Here is a 16,802-nt window from a genome sequence, read left to right as displayed (position 1 = left end):
AATGACCGCGTGACTGCGGCCCCAGCCATTGACAAGAGCCGGATCCACTCCCTGACCCGACCCAACATGGTCAGCGTCGGGACGATCGTGTGGCTCTCCAGCGAACTCATGTTCTTCGCGGCGCTGTTCGCGATGTACTTCTCCATCCGCGCGGCGGCGCCGGAGCAGTGGGAGAAGCACACCGAGATCCTCAACATCCCGTACGCGACCACCTTCACGGTGATCCTGGTGTTGTCCTCGGTGACCTGCCAGCTCGGTGTCTTCGCGGCTGAGCGGGGTGACGTGCACGCGCTGCGGCGCTGGTTCACGATCACCTTCGTGATGGGGCTGATCTTCGTACTCGGTCAGCTCAACGAGTACCGCAACCTGGTGCACGAGGGTGTGAAGATCAACGAAGACGGTTACGGGTCGATGTTCTACCTGACCACCGGCTTCCACGGTCTGCACGTGACCGGCGGTCTGGTCGCCTTCATCATCTTCATGATCCGCACCACGATGGGCCGGTTCACGCCGGCGCAGGCCACGTCGGCGATCGTCGTGTCGTACTACTGGCACTTCGTCGACGTCGTGTGGATCGGGCTCTACCTCATGATCTACTGGCTCCAGTGATCTTGGCGCGTCACGAACCACGCCGTTGCCCCGTCCCCTGAGTAAGGTCCAACCGGTTAAGGACACAGGTCATGACTTCTGAGAACGACCGCCCACGCGGTCTGCTCGCGCGGCTGCGTGGGCGGCCCGCGGCGCGCAGCAGGGGCCGCCGCCGGCTGGGTGCCGCGGTCCGGCTGCTCGCCGCGCTGGCGCTGGCCGGCGGCGCGTACACCCTCTTCGCCCCCGGCGCTCAGGCGCAGGACAGCGCCCCGCTGAGCGGCGCCGCCGCCGAGGGCAAGGCGCTGTTCGACGTGAGCTGTGTGACCTGTCACGGTCGCAACGCGCAGGGTGTCGAGGGACGCGGCCCGAGCCTGATCGGCGTGGGCGCGGCCTCGGTGGAGTTCCAGGTCAGCAGCGGCCGGATGCCGCTGGCCCGGCAGGAGGCCCAGGCGCACCGCAAGCCCCCGCTGTTCACCGACGAGCAGACCCGCCAGCTCGCGCAGTACATCCAGGAGCTCGGCGGCGGCCCCGTGGTGCCCGAGGGTGACAACCTGCACGAGGAGGGCAACGTCGCGGCCGGCGGCGAGCTGTTCCGGATCAACTGCTCGCAGTGCCACGCCTTCGGCGGTGGCGGTGGCGCCCTCTCCTCGGGCAAGTTCGCCCCGAGCCTGCGCCCGGCGAGCGACCGGCAGATCTACGCCGCGATGCTGAGCGGTCCGCAGAACATGCCGGTGTTCGGCGACAACCAGCTCCGCCCGGACCAGAAGGCCGACATCATCGCCTACATCCAGGAGACGCTGAAGCACGACCAGGACCCGGGCGGCTTCAACCTCGGCCGGTACGGCCCCTCCACCGAGGGCCTGGCGATCTTCCTGGTCGGCATCGTCGCGCTGGTCTTCGCCAGCCTGTGGATTGCAGGCAAGTCGTGACCGGGCGGACCATTCGATTCAGTGCTGTGGTGCCGCGGCGTGGCACCGCCGGTAACGAGGTGACGGCATGAGCACGCACACCGAGCACCAGGCCCAGCAGGGTCGGGAGCCGCTCGACGTGAACACCCCCGGGCTTACCCGCTTCGACATCGTCCGCGAGGGCGCCCGCCGGGACGACATCGAGATCGTCCACTACGAGCCGCAGGTCGTGGCGGGCAGCAAGGCCGAGCGTCGGCTGGTCCGGCTGGTCGCCGGGCTCTTCCTGCTCACCGGCCTGCTGGCGACCGCCTTCCTGGTCATCTACATCTGGTGGCCGTGGGAGTACGCGCCGGGCCGGGGCAGCGACAAGTACTTCACGCCGCTGCTCGGCGTCACCCTCGGCCTCTCCCTGCTCGGCGTCGGCTTCGGCATCCTGGCCTGGGGCAAGAAGCTGCTGCCCAAGGAGGTCTCGATCCAGGACCGGCACGAGGGCGCGGTCGCCGAGGACGAGCGCACCATCACCGGCCAGACCATGGTCTACATGGCCGACGAGCTGGGCGTGAAGCGCCGCCCGCTGCTGGGCGCCTCGCTGCTGCTGGGTCTCGCGCCGGTCGGCGCGGTCGCGGCGGCGCCGCTGGTCGGTGGGCTGATCTCCGACCCGCACAAAAACAACCAGATGTTCACCACGGGGTTCGCCCCGGCCGAGGGCGGCCAGAAGATCCGCCTGATCCGCGAGGACGGCCGGCCGGTGCGCCCGTCGGACATCAGCGCCGGCGGCCAGCTCACCGTCTTCCCGGGCGTCGAGCACGGCGTGAGCAACCGGCACGCCGACTCGCCGACGCTGCTGATCCACCTGCGTGACTCCGACGCGCAGGAGTCGCGCAAGGCCAACGAGCGGGTCGGCCACGGCGACTACATGTGGGGCAACTACGCGGCGTTCTCCAAGATCTGCACGCACGCGGGTTGCCCGGCCAGCCTCTACGAGCAGCAGACCAACCGGCTGCTCTGCCCGTGCCACCAGTCGCAGTTCCTGATCACCGACAACGCCCGGCCAGTCTTCGGCCCCGCCAGCCGGCGGTTGCCGCAGCTGCCGATCGAGGTGGACTCCGAGGGCTTCTTCGTGGCGAAGTCCGACTACACCGAGACCGTCGGGCCCGACTTCTGGGAGCGGCCATGAAGCGTCGTAAGTTCGACCTGGCGGCGGTGCCGGGCAATTCCGCGGTGGCACTGGACGACCGCTTCCAGGTGGCCACCCCGCTGCGCCGGCTGCTGAACAAGGTCTTCCCGGACCACTGGTCGTTCCTGCTCGGTGAGATCGCGCTCTTCTCGTTCATCGTGCTGCTGCTGACCGGTACGTTCCTGACCTTCTTCTTCGAGCCGTCGATGACCGAGGTGGTCTACGACGGCAGCTACGCCCCGCTGCGCGGCACGCCGATGTCCGCGGCGTACGCCTCCAGCCTGGACCTCTCCTTCGAGGTCCGCGGCGGGCTGATCATGCGGCAGATGCACCACTGGGCGGCGCTGCTGTTCATGGCCGCGATCGTCGTGCACATGCTGCGCGTGTTCTTCACGGGCGCGTTCCGCAAGCCGCGTGAGACGAACTGGATCATCGGTTCGCTGCTGTTCTGGGTCGGCTTCCTGGCCGGCTTCACCGGCTACTCGCTGCCGGACGACGGCCTCTCCGGCACCGGCCTGCGGATCGCCTCGGCGATCATGCTGTCCATCCCGGTGATCGGCTCCTGGGTCACCTCGTCGATCTTCGGCGGGGAGTTCCCCGGCACGATCATCATCAGCCGGTTCTTCATCGCCCACGTGCTGCTCATCCCGGCGCTGCTGCTCGCGCTCATCAGCGTCCACCTGGGTCTGGTCTTCAAGCAGAAGCACACCCAGTGGCCCGGCCCCGGCCGGACCAACGGCAACGTGGTCGGCGAGCGGATGTTCCCGCGGTACGCGATCAAGCAGGGCGGCTTCTTCATGGTCGTCTTCGGCGTGATCGCGCTGATGGGCGGTCTGTTCCAGATCAACCCGATCTGGCTGTTCGGCCCGTACGAGGCGTGGGTGGTCTCGGCCGCCAGCCAGCCGGACTGGTACGTCATGTTCCTGGACGGCTCGACCCGACTCATGCCGGCCTGGCAGATCAACATCCCGATCGGCGACGGGTACGTGATCCCGCCGCTGTTCTGGCCGACGGTCGTGCTACCCGGCATCCTGGTGGGCCTGTCGACGCTGTATCCGTTCCTCGAGGCGCGGCATCTCAAGGACCGCAAGAGCCACAACCTGCTCCAGCGGCCCCGGGACGTTCCGGCCCGGACCGCGGCCGGCGCCATGGCCGTCTCGTTCTACGTGGTGCTGACCCTCTCCGGGGCCAACGACGTCATCGCGGACAAGTTCCAGATCAGCCTGAACGCGATGACCTGGGCCGGCCGGATCGGCCTGCTGATCGTGCCGCCGCTCGCGTACTACGTGACCTACCGGCTGTGCCTCGGTCTGCAGCAGCACGACCGGGAGGTGCTCGCGCACGGCGTGGAGACCGGCATCATCCGGCGGATGCCGGACGGCCGGTTCGTCGAGGTGCACCAGCCGCTCAGCGCGGCCCCGCACGGCGACGGCCACGGCGAGCTGGAGTACACCGGCTGGGTCGTGCCGAAGAAGATGAACCGGCTCGGCGCCCTCGGCCCGGCTGTCCGGGGCTTCTTCTACCCGATCGAGAAGCCGGCCGAGGCGCCGGTCTCGCCGGGGCACCCGCCGGTCGAGCCGCGACCGGAACGCGAGGAGATCGGCAGCGGCGAGTCGCGCCGCTGACCCCGACCCGCCTCGACGTGGCGCCCGCCGGTAACCCGGCGGGCGCCACGTCCGTTTCCGCCCCGTGCGGTCTCCGGCGCGCCTTTCCGGTGCGTCCGGGGACCGCGCGCCCCTTTCCGGCCCGTCCAGTGGCCGTGGGCCCCTTGAGCCCGTCCGGCCGTCGTAGGCCCCGTGCGGCCCGTACGGTCGACACCGGCCCCGCCGCGGCCCGTTCGGGCGCTCCCGGCACACCGGCAGCGTCCGGAGCGGGACGGCGGGACCTGACCCGGCCGTCCCCTGGCAGGCGGGGATCGCAGGAATAACCCCGGTGAGTCGGGTATCCGTGCGCGGTCCAACGTCTCAAGGGGGGGAAGCATGTTGGGTATCAAACGTCTCGGCCTGCTGGCCGCGCTGGTGGTGGTGGGTGTCGCACCGGCCGCCGCGGCGCAGGCCGCGGCGCAACCGTCGTCGCAGGACACGCAGTACCTGCAGGCGATTCACCAGGTCAACCTGTTCGAGATCACGGCGGGCGAACTGGCCCAGCAGAAGGGCCAGAACCAGCGGGTCAAGGATCTCGGCAAGATGTTCGTGACGGACCACACGCAGCTGGACCAGACGGTGCAGCAGACCGCCCAGCAGCTCAACGTGCAGCTGCCCAACGGGCCGAACGCGGACCAGCAGTCCGTGCTGGACCGGCTGAACAACGCGAGCGGGGCGAACTTCGACCGTGAGTGGGTGACGGCGCAGCTGGCCGGTCACGTCCAGGCCATCCAGGCCACCCAGACGGAGATCTCGCAGGGCTCCGAGCAGTCGGTGATCCAGCTGGCGCAGACCGCGCTGCCGACGCTCCAGGCGCACTACGACGAACTCGTGCAGCTGGCCCAGCAGCTGGGCATCCCGGTCCCGCAGGCCAGCGCCAGCGGTACGCCGAGCCCCGGTGGCACCGGCACCGAGTCGCCGGCTCCGGGCGGCACCGAGACCGAGTCGCCGGCTCCGGGCGGCACCGAGACCGAGTCGCCGGCTCCGGGCGGCGGCGGCACCACCGAGTCGCCGGCACCGGGTCAGAGCTGACCTCGGGCAGCGAAACGGCCGGTCCATCCACGGGATGGGCCGGCCGTCGGCTGTCCAGGGCCTCCGCCGGCCCCGCACGACGCCCGCCGGCCGCAGGACCGGCCCCGCACGGCGCCGGCCTTGCCGCAGGACCGGCCCCGCACGGCGCGGGCTGGCAGCAGGTTCGGCCCCGATCGCGGCGGCGGCCGGCGCAGAGCCGGGCTGGATGTCAGTCGGCGTTCGCGAGGCCGATCGCGAACGCCTCCTCCAGGTCGTGCTGGGAGTACGCCCGGAACGCGATGTGCGACTCGGTGTTGATGACGCCGGGCACCTTCGAGATGCTGCCGGCGATGACCTGGGCGATCTGGTCGAACTCACGCACCCGGACGATGGCGATCAGGTCGACGTGCCCGGCCACCGAGTAGACCTCGCTGACGCCGGGAAGGTTGGCCAAGGTCTCGGCCACCTCGGGAATCGAGTCGGTGGCGCAGTCGATCAGCACGATCGCGGTGATCACGGGGCATTTCTCCGTTCGTCGGCGTCGTCCAATGCTAGATCCTCGCGGATGACCGGGCGGCCGGCACCGTGAGGTCGTCGCCGGCCCGGATCACCTCGTACAGCCGCTCGTCGGCGGCGACGCTCGCGCCCGGCCAGACGACGGACCGGACGACCTCGCCGCGTACGGTGGCGCCCGCGCCGACCACCGAGTCGCGGGAGCGGCCGGTGACCGTGGCGGCCGGGTCCACCAGGTTGCCGCCGGCCGCGTGCAGGTTGGCCGCCAGGTAGTCGGCCGGGGTGCCGGTGTCGTAGAACGTGCCGGGGAAGGGGACCACGGTGAGCGCCCCGTCCGCCTCGGCCGGCCGCCAGACCGCGCGTACCAGGTCGCCGAAGCCGGGCGGCAGGTCCTGGACCAGGCGCCACGGCAGCAACGAGAATCCCGTGAAGGCGTGCCCGTCGAACGTGCCGGGCGCCGACGGGTCGGCGGCCGGCTGACCGAGCAGGCGTACCTCGTGGCCGTCCCAGCCGGCCAGCAGCGCCGCGATGTCCGGGCCGGGGGCGGCGGCCGGGTCGGCCAGGTACGCGTCCGCGTTGCCGACCAGCACCGGCCGGCCCGCGATCCAGTCCCGCAGGTTCGCCACCCCGCCGGCGGTGCCCAGCGGGTCACCCGGCTCGACCGACAGGTGGGCCCGGTCGCCCACGTGCGCGACGACCTGCCCGGCCAGGTAGCAGGCGTTCACGGCGACCCGGTCCGGCCCCGCCAGGCCGAGGCCGGCCAGCCGGGCCAGCGCCCGGTCCAGCAGCGTCACGTTGCCGACCGGGCAGAGCGCCTTGGGCAGCCGCTCGGTCAACGGCCGCAGTCGTGTCCCCTCGCCGGCGGCGAGCACCACCGCGCAGACGTCGCCCGCGCCGGCCGGGGACACGCTCACCGCTCCGCGTCCGGCACCGGCGGCGGGAACTGCCCCACCAGCGGGCCGATCCCGTAGTACGCGAGCAGCCGCGCCGTCGGCCAGCTCAGCCGGGGCAGGTCGTCCAGCGGGTGCCAGGCGGCCTCGTAGACCTCGGCGCCGTCGACCGTCAGCTCGGTCGTGGAGGCCGGCACCTCGACTTCGAAGACGCAGTCGACCCAGCCCTTCGCGTGCACCACGGCGTTCGGCACGGCCGGGCGCAGCCGGGCGGGGGCCAGCCGGATGCCCGTCTCCTCGTGCAGCTCGCGGGCCGCGCCCACGACCGGCGACTCACCGCGTTGCAGCAGCCCCGCCGGGAGCGTCCAGCTGTGGCCGGGCGGCTGCCGGAGCAGGAGCAGCCGGCCCGCGCCCTCCGCCTCCGTGTCCCGGACGAGGGTGACCGCGCCGACGATGTACTTCGGCACGGCCAGCCGCACCAGGCGGCGGCGCAACGGCAGCGGTAGCCGGTAGAAGACCTGGTAGGCGACGGCCCGGCCGGTGGCGCGAGAGCGGGGGATCATGGCTCCAGGCTAGTGGGCACGAGTGCGGCTCGCGCCCGGCGGTCACTGGCGGTGGTCGACGAGGTCGATGAGCTGCCGGACCACCTCGTCCGGCTCGATGACCCGGTCGAAGACCGCGACCAGCAGCGTCTCCAGGTCCGGGTAGCCCAGTTCCTCGGAGAGGCGCAGCAGCGGCAGGTCGCTGGCCAGCCCGCGGTTGTGCTGACGCAGGGCGAGCCCGATGGTGGCGCGGCCGAGGCGTACCTTGTCGCTGATCGAGATGCCCGGCTCGGTGTGCTCGGCGAACCAGCGGTTGATCTGCATCTGCGCCTGCGGGGACTTCACGAAGCCGAGCCACTCCCGGCGCGGCCCGCGCGGCGCGGTCTCGGCCTCGAAGCCGTTGTCGGCGTCGTTCTCGGTGAAGATCTCCACCACGTCGCCCTCCTCCAGCTCGGAGGAGAGCGGTGCGAGCCGGCCGTTGATCCGGGCGGCGAGGCAGTGGTCGCCCCGGTCGGTGCCCAGCTCGTACGCGAGGTCGACAGGGGTCGCGCCGGCGGGCAGCACGACCTGGCGCCCGTCGGCGAACACCTGGATCTGTGACTCGGACAGGTCGCAACGCAGCGACTCGAGGAACTGGGCCGGGTCGGCCGCGTCCTGCTCCCAGTCGAGCACCCGGTGCAGCCAGGCCAGCTGCTCGTCGCGCGCCGCTGCCGCGCCGCCGCCCGCGCGGGGGAAGCGGTAGTCGGCCGCGATGCCGTACTCGGCGGAGCGGTGCATCTCCTCGGTGCGGATCAGTACCTCGACGGTGCGGTCCTTCGGGCCGCAGACGCTCGTGTGCAGGGAGCGGTAGAGGTTGTTCTTCGGCGAGGCGATGTAGTCCTTGAAGCGGCCCGGCACCGGGCGCCAGAGCCCGTGGACGGAGCCCAGCGCGGCATAGCAGTCGGTGGCCGGGCCGTCCACCACGATGGCGATGCGCGGCAGGTCGTACGGGCTGCTGTGGCCGCCGGCCACGGTGTCCTTCCAGATCGAGTAGAGGTGCCGCGGGCGGGGGCTCACGTCGGCGTCGACCCGGTTGCGGCGCAGGGCCACCCGGACCTGCGCGACCACGTCCTCGAGGTACGCGTCCCAGCCGGGCCGGTCGTGCACGTGCCGGGCGATGCGGGCGTGCTCCTCCGGATGCAGGTGCAGCAGCACCACGTCGTCCAGCTCCCGCTTGAGGGTCTGGATGCCCAGACGGTCGCAGAGCGGGATGAGCACCTCCTCGGTCTTGCGGGCGATCCGCTCGCGGGAGGCGGCGGAGCGTACGCCGAGGGTGCGCATGTTGTGCAGCCGGTCGGCCAGCTTGATGATCAGGACGCGGACGTCCCGGCCGGCCGCGATGATCATCTTGCGGATCGTCTCGGCCTCGGCGGCCTTGCCGTAGAACGCCTTGTCGAACTTGGTGACGCCGTCGACCAGGTGGGCCACCTCGCGGCCGAAGTCCTCGTGCAGCGCCTGGAGCGTGTAGCGGGTGTCCTCCACCGTGTCGTGCAGCAGCGCCGCCACCAGCGTCGTCGTGTCCATCCCCAGGTCGGCGCAGATCTGGGCGACGGCCAGGGGATGGGTGATGTAGGGCTCGCCGCTCTTGCGGAACTGACCGCGGTGCATGTTCTCCGCGATGGTGTACGCCCGGCGCAGCACCGACGGGTCGGCGCCCGCGTGGATGCCGCGGTGGGTGCGGACGAGGTGGCTGACCGGGTCGGTCTCGGCGGTCGGCCAGGCGAGCAACGACCGGAGCCGGCGGGTCAGCGGCAGCTCGCCCGGCTGGGTCGGAAGGGCGCCCCCCAGGGCGGCGCCGTGTCCGGCGTCGACGTCCACGAGGGACACCTCCTCACCCCGGCCCCGCGGCCACCGGGCGACCGGCAACCGGGAGCAGGCCCACGAATCGGGCAGGACTGCACTTCTCTAACAGCCTAAGGGAGTCGACGTAGTCCGATCGGTCAGTTGGTCATGAGCGTTCGGTCGAGAGTTGGTGGGACGCGGCGGCCTCGGCCTTGGCCAGGAGGTCGCGGAACCGCGCCGCGCCACGGATCGGCGACGACCAACCGGACGACATCTCGACCAGCCGCGTCTCCGGACGTTCCAACCAGGACAGGATCCGTTCGGACTCCTCGGCCGTCGCCGCCGGGACCGGGCCGTGGCCGGCCGTCACGGTCTCGGCGGTGGCCCGGATCACGGCCAGCGTCGGTCGTGGATGGACACCGGGCGGGGACACCCCGGCCCCGGCCAGCCGGCCGTGCCGGACCAGCGCGAGCTCCCACCCGCCCCGTGCCGCGGGGCGGGCCGCGGCCAGCTCGGCGATTCCCGTGAGCGCGGCCAGCCGCTGCATCCGGACCGCGGCCCGCAGCACCGCCGCCAGCCGGGCGCGGACCACCGCCGCCTCCTCGTAGCGCTGGTCGCGGGAGAGCACCTCGATCCTGGCCAGCAGCGCGTCCACCACCACCTGAGGGTCGTCGGCGGTGGCGGTGCGGAACGGCGCGGCGGCGCGCTCGTCGTACGCCTCCGGGGTGATCCGGTGCTCGCAGGGCGCCGGGCAGCGACCCAGCTCGGCCAGCGCGCAGGCCGGCGTGACGGTACGCAGCGAGAGCCGGTGGGTGCACTGGCGCAGCGGCACCGCGTCGTGGAAGCCCGCGGCGGCCTGCTCGGCGGCCCGCCGCGAGGTGAACGGCCCGAGGTAGGCGTGGTCGGTGGGGGAGAGGTCGCGGACCACCGACAGCCGCGGGTAGTGCTCGTCGGTGAGCTTCAGCCACAGCATCCGCTCGGGAAACTTCGACCGCCGGTTGTACGGCGGGGCGTGCGCGGCGATCAGCCGCAGCTCGCGGACCTCCGCCTCCAGCGAGTGCGCGCACTCCACCGCCTCGACCCGCTCGGCGGCCGCGAGCATCTCCGAGATCCGGGCCCGCTTCTCGGCCGCCGTGAAGTAGCTGCGTACCCGGGTGGCGATGTCCCCGGACGTGCCCACGTAGAGCGGCCGGTCGTCGGCGGCGCGGAAGATGTAGACGCCGGGAACCTTCGGCAGCCCGTCCGCCAGGTGCCGTTTGCGGCGCTGGGTGGGCGTGACCGCCCGGGCGAACTCGATGGCGTCGCCGACGGTCTCCACGCGGTGCCCGCCGAGCCGGCCGATGAGCGCGTGCAGCACGTCGACCGTGGCCCTGGCGTCGTCCAGGGCCCGGTGGGTGGGCTGGACGGCGGTGCGGAAGTAGGCCGCCAGGGTGCCCAGCTTCCGGTTGGGCACCTCGTCCCGGGTCAGCACCCGGCGGGCCAGCGCGGCGGTGTCCAGCACCCGCGGGTTGGGCCAGCGGTAGCCGTGGCGGGCGCAGGCGGCCTTGAGGAAGCCGACGTCGTAGGGAGCGTTGTGCGCCACCAGCACGGCGTCGGTGATGAACTCCAGGAAGCTCGGCAGCACCTGCTCGATCGGCGGGGCGGGCACCACCATGGCCTGGGTGATCCCGGTCAGCACCGTGATGAACGGCGGGATCGGCTGCCCCGGGTTGACCAGGGTGCCGAGCACGCCCAGCTCCTCGCCGCCGCGCACCTTGACCGCGCCGATCTCGGTGATCCCGCCGCCGTCGGGGGCGCCGCCGGTGGTCTCCAGGTCGACCACCACGAACGTGGTCGCGTACAGCGGCAGCGCCGGGTCGACGCCGCCGCCGGGGATGGTGTCGAGACCGGCCAGGGCCTGCTGCACGTACTCCGCCTGTGCCATCCGCGGCACGCTAGCGCCGGGGTCCGACACTCGCGTCTCAGCAGCCCCACCGACCCCCACAGCGTTAGGATGAGAGATCAGCTCACTCACCGGGCGGTGGGCCCGGTCGCGGTGGGAGACTTGCCACATGCCCCTCACCGAGCCGTACGACGACCACCTCCCTCCGGAGGACCGGTCCGACGCTGCGCGCGAGGCCGGTGAGGTGGGCGCGGACCCCGTCGACGACCCCGACGGCGCCGCAGCGGCGCCCGAGCCCGAGCCGGTCCTTCCCGAGCCCGTACGGCAGCGCATCGTGGCCCTCACCGCCGCTGTGCTGCCCGGCCTGCCCGGCGACGAGGTGCCCGTGCCGCTGCGCCGGGTGGCCAAGTTCGCCCCCAACCGGCGGGCCCGCCTCGGCGCCCCGGCGATCGCCGCCCAGCTCACCGCCGACCCGCTCTTCCGGCAGCGGGTCACCGCCCGGGTGCTCGCCGACGCCGGCGACCTGGGCGCGGCCGTGGTGGAGGGCACCGCGCCGGCCGCCGCCGACCCGGTCGAGGTGGCCGCGCTCGCGTACCTGGCCCGCCCGCGCGGCTGGCGGGACCTCATCGAGGCGAGCGGCGCCGCGGTCCGCGCCGAGGCCGAGAGCGCCGTCATCGCCGAGCTGGTCCGGGAGGCGGAGCAGCGGGCCACCCGCGCCGAACACGACCGGGCCGTGGCCCGGGTCGAGGCCGAGAAGCTCCGCGACGAGCTGGCCCGGGTACGCGAGGAACTCGGCCAGCTCCGCGAGGAGTCCCGGCAGCTCGCCCGTACCCTGCGCGAGACGCAGGCCCGGGAGCGCCGGGCGAACGAGTTGCTCGCCACCGAGCGTGGCCGGGCCGCCCGGGCGACCGCCGACGCCGACGCCGAGCTGCGCCGGGCCCGGGCCCGGCTGGCCGAGGCGGAGGCCGCCGCGGGCGCCGCGCGCACCAGCGCCAAGGAGGCGCGCTCCGTCGACGACGCCCGGCTGTGGCTGCTGCTGGAGACCATCGGCCAGGCCGCGGTCGGGCTGCGCCGGGAGCTCGCGCTCGACCCCGTCGACAAGCTGCCGGCCGACTTCGTGGCCGAAACGTCCGCCGACCAGCCCGGCGCCGTGAGCGGAGCGGCCACCCGCGCCCGCGACACCGACGACCCGGCCCGGCTCGACCAGCTGCTCGCGCTGCCCCGCGCGCACCTCGTGGTGGACGGCTACAACGTCACCAAGCGCGGCTTCGGCGAGATGTCCCTGGAACAGCAGCGCAAGCGCCTGATCAGCGGTCTGGGCGGGATCGCCGCCCAGACCGGCGACGAGGTCACGGTGGTCTTCGACGGCGCCGAGCGCATCCCCGGGCTCCCGCCCGCCCCGCGCGGTGTGCGGGTGCTGTTCTCCCGCAAGGGCGAGACGGCCGACGAGCTGATCCGCCGCCTGGTCCGCGCGGAACCGCCGGGCCGGCCGGTCGTGGTGATCTCCTCCGACCGCGAGGTCGCCGACGGCGTACGCCGCCACGGCGCGTACCCGCTCGGCGCCGACTCGCTGCTGCGCCGCCTGGCCCGCTCCTGACCGGCGTCCGGCTCGATCCACTCCGTTCCGCCGATGGTGCGGTGTCCGGAACGCCGGGACACCGCGACATCGGCGATCCGGTGTCGGTCCAGCGCGCCGCTCACGACCGGGCGCGCGTTCGGGCGTGGCGCCGGATGGCGGCCGGCTTGATCGGGTTCGGGGCGGCTGGAAGGCCGTTGTCCGGTTCTGTCGTACCCCACGCCTAGGGTCGATGTGACCGACGGTGGTCGGGTGGCGACGGATGCGTCGCCCTCGGCCGCCGCAGCCCGTCAGGAGGCTTCATGCTCATCGACTGCGACCGGTGCGCGGTCCGGGGCGCCGGCTGTTCCGGCTGCCTCGTGACCGCGCTGCTCGACGACGGCTCCCCGGCCGCCGACCTCGGTGCCGCCGAGCACCGGGCGATCGAGGTGTTCATCCGGGCCGGGTTCGACGTGGAGGTGCTGCCCGCGCCGCGCCGCCCCGCCGTCCGGCCGCGTACGGCCCGCCGTCGCCGGGTCGCCTGACCTCTGCGCGCTCCGGCCGCCGCTTCGGCGGCTCGGTCGGGATGGCCTGACCGCCTTGCGCGCCGGCCTCGACTTAGGCGACTTGGTCGGGACGGCCCGCCCGAGGTCGCGCCGGTGAGCGCCGGCCTGGGGCGTAGCGGGACCGTCGGAGGAGGGGCGCGGGCTCCCGTCGGGTGCGTGGGCGCCGCCGTCCGGCCCTGCGGCGGTCGGGCCCGGCCGTCGCGGGTGCGGTTCGGCGCGGGAGCCCTAGGATGGGCGGTCACGGCGGGAGGAGAGCGGATGACGCGGGTATCGCGGGGCGGCAGCGGGCGCCCGCGCCCGGGGGTGCCCGGATGAGCCCCCGCGGCTGGGCCCTGCTGGCGCTGGCCGGGCTCGCCCTCGCGCTGGTGGTGACCGTGGCGCTGCTCATCCCGTGGCACCGCCCGCCGGCGCCCCGCGCCGACCAGTTGGCGGCCCTGCGCGACCTCCCCGGCGACGAGGTCGCCCGGGGCCGGGAGTTCCGGTCCGCCCTGCGCCCCGGCGGCTACGCCGCGCTCGTGGTGGGCCTGCTGATCGCGCTGGCGCTCGGCCTCACCCCGCTGGGCGGTCGCCTGGTCGAGCTGGTCGGCCGGCCGTTCGGTGGCAACTGGGTGGCCCAGGCGGTGCTCGGCGGGCTCGCCGTGGTGCTCGTCGCCGACCTGGTCACCCTCCCGTTCGCCGCCTGGCGGCAGGCGGTGCTCACCCGCTACGGGCTGAGCACCAACGGCTGGGGCGGCTGGACGGTGGACCTGCTCAAGTCGTACGCCGTGAGCGCCGTGATCGGCGCGGTGGCGCTGCTCGGCTTCTACACCGTCGTCCGGCTCTCGCCACGCTGGTGGTGGGCGTTCGGGGCGGCCGGAGCGGCCGGCCTCGTGGTGCTGCTGTCGTTCGTGCTGCCGGTGCTCGTGGAGCCGGTGTTCAACCGGTTCACCCCGATGGAGCAGGGCCCGCTGCGTACCGAGCTGATGGCGATGGCCGCGCGCGACGGGGTGCCCGTGCGGGACGTGCTGGTCGCCGACGCCTCGCGCCGCACCCGGGCCGTGAACGCGTACGTCTCGGGCATCGGGCCGACGCGGCGGGTGGTGGTCTACGACACCCTGCTGCGCGAGGCCCCGCCGGAGGAGGTGACCGCCGTGGTCGCGCACGAGCTGGGGCACGCCCGGGACCGCGACGTCACGGTGGGCACGCTGACCGGCGCGCTGGGCGCCGCCGCGGCGGTGGTTGCGCTCTACCTGATCGGGTCGTGGGCCCCACTGCTGCGGCTGGCCGGCGTCGACTCGGTCGCCCAACCGCGCGCGTTTCCGCTGCTGGTGGCCCTGGTCACGGTGGTCGGTCTGGTGACCGCGCCGGTGCAGGCGCTGATCTCCCGGCGGGTGGAGGCCCGTGCCGACGCGCACGCGCTCACGCTCACCGGTGACCCGGCCGCCTTCGAGGCCATGCAACGGCGGCTGGCCGGTGTCAACCTCGCCGACCCCGACCCGCCGCGCTGGGAGTACCTCTACTCCGCCACCCACCCGTCCACGGTCGAGCGGATGGCCGCCGCCCGCGCCTACGCCAGGGAGGCCGGCAGGTGACCCGTACGCTGCTGATCACCAACGACTTTCCGCCCCGTCCCGGCGGCATCCAGTCCTTCGTGCACAACCTCGCCGTACGCCAGCCCACCGGCTCCGTGGTGGTGTACGCGTCGAGCTGGCGCGGGGCCGACAAGTTCGACGCCGACCAGCCGTTCGAGGTGATCCGGGAACGCACCCGGGTGCTGCTGCCCACCCCGCTGGTGGCGCGCCGCGCCGCGCGGCTGGCGCGGGCGTACGACTGCGACACGGTGTGGTTCGGTGCGGCGGCCCCGCTCGGGCTGCTCGCCGCCGGACTGCGCCGCCGGGCCGGCATCCGCCGGGTGGTGGCGCTCACGCACGGGCACGAGGTCGGCTGGGCGGCGCTGCCCGGTGCGCGGGCCGCGTTGCGCCGGATCGGGCGCGGGGCCGACGTGGTCACGTACCTCGGCGAGTACACCCGGACGCGGCTGGCCCGCGCGCTGGACGGGCTGACCGAGCTGCACCGGCTCGCGCCCGGCGTCGACGTGGACACCTACCACCCGGACGTCGACGGCGAACCGGTGCGGACGCGCCTGGGGCTGTCCGACCGCCCGGTCGTGGTCTGCGTGTCGCGGCTGGTGCCCCGCAAGGGCCAGGACATGCTGATCCGGGCCATGCCGGAGATCCGGCGCCGGGTGCCCGACGCCGCGTTGCTGGTGGTGGGCGGCGGGCCGTACCGTGCCGCGCTGGAGAAGCTGGCCCGGCAGGCCGGCGTGGACCGGGACGTCGTGTTCACCGGGTCGGTGCCGGCGGCCGACCTGCCGGCGCACTACGCGGCCGGTGACGTGTACGCCATGCCGTGCCGCACCCGCAACCGTGGCCTGGACGTGGAGGGCCTCGGCATCGTCTACCTGGAGGCGTCCGCGACCGGCCTGCCCGTGGTCGCCGGTGACTCCGGCGGCGCCCCGGATGCCGTCCGCGCGGGCGAGACCGGCTACGTGGTACGCGGCCACGACGTCGCCCAGCTCGCCGACCGGGTCTCCCGGCTGCTCGCCGACCGGGACCTGGCCCGCCAGCTCGGCGCGTCCGGCCGGGCCTGGGTCGAGCGGGAGTGGCGCTGGGAGACGCAGGCCGAACGGATGGCCGGCCTCCTCGCCGGCTGACAGGCAGCGCGCAGCCGGAAGACCGGGCGCCGGCACCCCGTGTCCGCCGGCACCGCCCCGTGTCCGCTGGCACCCCGTGTCCGGCGGCACCTCCCGGGTCCGTCGGCACCGCCCCGTGCCCGCCGGCACCCCGCGCCCGCTGGCACCCCGCGCCCGCCCGACCGGCAAGATCACGCTCGATCATGGATGTAGTGCGGTCCCGTGCGACTGGATGCCACTACATCCACAATCGAGCACGATCTTCGGCGCGACGACCCGACGACCCGACGGCCCGACGACGCCACAACGCGACGCGGCCCAGCGCGGCCCGGCGCCGGCCGGGGCCGCGGGGCTGCGCGGTCAGGCGGCCAGGGAGTCGCGCTTCGGGGCGTACCGGGGGACGTACTCCTGGCCGGTCAGCCGCTGAATCGCCGCCATCACCTCGTCGGTGAGCGTGCGGATGTCGCGCGGGCCGTGGATGCGGCCGGCCACCGGGATCGGCGGGCCGAACCGCAGCGTCACCGGGTGGCGGCGGGGCAGCCGCGCGTCGATGGGCAGCACCTCGGCGGTGCCGAGCACGCCGACGGGGATGATCGGGACGCCGGCGTCGCGGGCGAGCCGGACCACTCCGGTGCGGCCGCGGTGCAGCCGTCCGTCGGGGGAGCGGGTGCCCTCCGGGTAGACGGCCACGAGGCCGCCGGCGCGCAGGACCGGGATCGCCGCGTCGAACGCGGTGAGGGCGGCCCGGCCGCCGCCGCGCTCCACCCGGATCGCGCCCATGCCGCTGACGATCCGCCGGCTGAGCCAGCCGCGCGGGCCGGTGCCGGAGAAGTACTCGGACTTGGCCCAGAATGCGACGTGTCGCGGCGTGAGGGTGGCCAGGAACAGCTCGTCGGCGACCGAGAGGTGGTTTCCGGCGAGGATCGCGCCGCCGTGGCGGGGTACGTGCGTGAGCCCTTCCACGCGTGGGCGCCAGCCCACCCGCAGGGCGGTGCCGACGGTCAGTTTGCCGAGGTCGTACAGGAGGGGCACGGT

General features: G+C 73.7%; 15 protein-coding genes. 9 read left to right on the top strand and 6 right to left on the bottom strand.

Features of this window, described 5'->3' with window-relative positions; genetic code table 11:
* The first annotated feature begins 9 nt into the window (after positions 1–9).
* The 5 genes from ctaE (at position 10) to D7193_RS14275 (ending at position 5,348) form a co-directional block, all read left to right on the top strand.
* The gene (gene ctaE, locus D7193_RS14295; RefSeq protein ID WP_120779958.1) at positions 10–609 is read left to right on the top strand and encodes an aa3-type cytochrome oxidase subunit III; all 600 of its coding nucleotides are present in this window, start codon (positions 10–12) and stop codon (positions 607–609) included.
* 71 nt (positions 610–680) lie between these two features.
* Positions 681–1,517 carry a cytochrome bc1 complex diheme cytochrome c subunit gene (gene qcrC / locus D7193_RS14290; protein ID WP_120779957.1) on the top strand — a complete coding sequence of 279 codons (837 nt, stop codon included), beginning with the start codon at positions 681–683 and terminating at the stop codon, positions 1,515–1,517.
* Positions 1,518–1,584: 67 nt separating this feature from the next.
* Positions 1,585–2,673: a cytochrome bc1 complex Rieske iron-sulfur subunit gene (qcrA, locus tag D7193_RS14285; protein ID WP_120779956.1), complete on the top strand. Its 1,089-nt coding sequence runs from the start codon at positions 1,585–1,587 to the stop codon at positions 2,671–2,673.
* A complete protein-coding gene (gene qcrB, locus D7193_RS14280; protein ID WP_120779955.1) occupies positions 2,670–4,298 on the top strand; it encodes a cytochrome bc1 complex cytochrome b subunit in 1,629 nt (542 codons plus the stop codon). The genes qcrA and qcrB overlap by 4 nt, the downstream gene beginning before the upstream one ends.
* 354 nt (positions 4,299–4,652) lie before the next feature.
* On the top strand, positions 4,653–5,348 hold the full coding sequence (locus D7193_RS14275) for a DUF4142 domain-containing protein (RefSeq protein ID WP_120779954.1): 696 nt from the start codon (positions 4,653–4,655) through the stop codon (positions 5,346–5,348).
* 208 nt (positions 5,349–5,556) lie between these two features.
* Here D7193_RS14275 and D7193_RS14270 read toward each other — a convergent pair whose 3' ends face one another.
* From D7193_RS14270 to D7193_RS14250, 5 genes are all read right to left on the bottom strand, one after another.
* Positions 5,557–5,844, bottom strand: coding sequence for an Lrp/AsnC family transcriptional regulator (locus D7193_RS14270; protein ID WP_120779953.1), 288 nt, complete (start codon positions 5,842–5,844; stop codon positions 5,557–5,559).
* Between the two features lie 34 nt (positions 5,845–5,878).
* Positions 5,879–6,748 (bottom strand): nucleotidyltransferase family protein, encoded by an 870-nt coding sequence (locus tag D7193_RS14265; protein WP_377456354.1) that lies wholly within the window; start codon positions 6,746–6,748, stop codon positions 5,879–5,881.
* A 2-nt stretch (positions 6,749–6,750) separates the two neighbouring features.
* A complete protein-coding gene (locus D7193_RS14260; RefSeq protein ID WP_120779952.1) occupies positions 6,751–7,293 on the bottom strand; it encodes an NUDIX hydrolase in 543 nt (180 codons plus the stop codon).
* 42 nt (positions 7,294–7,335) lie between these two features.
* Positions 7,336–9,129, bottom strand: a complete 1,794-nt coding sequence (locus D7193_RS14255; protein ID WP_120780404.1) for a RelA/SpoT family protein — start codon at positions 9,127–9,129, stop codon at positions 7,336–7,338.
* A gap of 130 nt (positions 9,130–9,259) precedes the next feature.
* The gene (locus D7193_RS14250) at positions 9,260–11,017 is read right to left on the bottom strand and encodes a DEDD exonuclease domain-containing protein (protein ID WP_120779951.1); all 1,758 of its coding nucleotides are present in this window, start codon (positions 11,015–11,017) and stop codon (positions 9,260–9,262) included.
* Positions 11,018–11,144: 127 nt separating this feature from the next.
* Between D7193_RS14250 and D7193_RS14245 the strand changes: the two genes are divergently transcribed.
* From D7193_RS14245 to D7193_RS14230, 4 genes are all read left to right on the top strand, one after another.
* Positions 11,145–12,572: an NYN domain-containing protein gene (locus D7193_RS14245; RefSeq protein ID WP_120779950.1), complete on the top strand. Its 1,428-nt coding sequence runs from the start codon at positions 11,145–11,147 to the stop codon at positions 12,570–12,572.
* 281 nt (positions 12,573–12,853) lie between these two features.
* On the top strand, positions 12,854–13,075 hold the full coding sequence (locus tag D7193_RS14240; protein ID WP_120779949.1) for a hypothetical protein: 222 nt from the start codon (positions 12,854–12,856) through the stop codon (positions 13,073–13,075).
* Positions 13,076–13,407: 332 nt separating this feature from the next.
* Positions 13,408–14,667, top strand: a complete 1,260-nt coding sequence (locus D7193_RS14235; protein ID WP_120779948.1) for a M48 family metallopeptidase — start codon at positions 13,408–13,410, stop codon at positions 14,665–14,667.
* Complete coding sequence (locus D7193_RS14230; protein ID WP_120779947.1) at positions 14,664–15,788, top strand: glycosyltransferase family 4 protein; 1,125 nt, start codon at positions 14,664–14,666, stop codon at positions 15,786–15,788. Before D7193_RS14235 ends, D7193_RS14230 begins: the two co-directional genes overlap by 4 nt.
* 339 nt (positions 15,789–16,127) lie before the next feature.
* Here the strand turns inward: D7193_RS14230 and D7193_RS14225 are convergent, their stop codons facing one another.
* Positions 16,128–16,799, bottom strand: coding sequence for a lysophospholipid acyltransferase family protein (locus D7193_RS14225; protein WP_120779946.1), 672 nt, complete (start codon positions 16,797–16,799; stop codon positions 16,128–16,130).
* Positions 16,800–16,802: the final 3 nt, after the last annotated feature.

The sequence above is a fragment of the Micromonospora costi genome, assembly GCF_003626655.1.
GTDB lineage: Bacteria > Actinomycetota > Actinomycetes > Mycobacteriales > Micromonosporaceae > Micromonospora > Micromonospora costi.
Note: the sequence above shows the minus strand (reverse complement) of the source record. Positions and strands in the feature narration are given on the sequence as shown.

Bases quoted from the DNA above. Each gene is read 5' to 3' on its own strand.
- qcrC (WP_120779957.1), top strand. From the start codon at position 681: ATGACTTCTGAGAACGACCGCCCACGCGGTCTGCTCGCGCGGCTGCGT.
- qcrA (WP_120779956.1), top strand. From the start codon at position 1,585: ATGAGCACGCACACCGAGCACCAGGCCCAGCAGGGTCGGGAGCCGCTC.
- qcrB (WP_120779955.1), top strand. From the start codon at position 2,670: ATGAAGCGTCGTAAGTTCGACCTGGCGGCGGTGCCGGGCAATTCCGCG.
- D7193_RS14275 (WP_120779954.1), top strand. From the start codon at position 4,653: ATGTTGGGTATCAAACGTCTCGGCCTGCTGGCCGCGCTGGTGGTGGTG.
- D7193_RS14260 (WP_120779952.1), bottom strand. From the start codon at position 7,293: ATGATCCCCCGCTCTCGCGCCACCGGCCGGGCCGTCGCCTACCAGGTC.
- D7193_RS14250 (WP_120779951.1), bottom strand. From the start codon at position 11,017: ATGGCACAGGCGGAGTACGTGCAGCAGGCCCTGGCCGGTCTCGACACC.
- D7193_RS14245 (WP_120779950.1), top strand. From the start codon at position 11,145: ATGCCCCTCACCGAGCCGTACGACGACCACCTCCCTCCGGAGGACCGG.
- D7193_RS14240 (WP_120779949.1), top strand. From the start codon at position 12,854: ATGCTCATCGACTGCGACCGGTGCGCGGTCCGGGGCGCCGGCTGTTCC.
- D7193_RS14235 (WP_120779948.1), top strand. From the start codon at position 13,408: ATGAGCCCCCGCGGCTGGGCCCTGCTGGCGCTGGCCGGGCTCGCCCTC.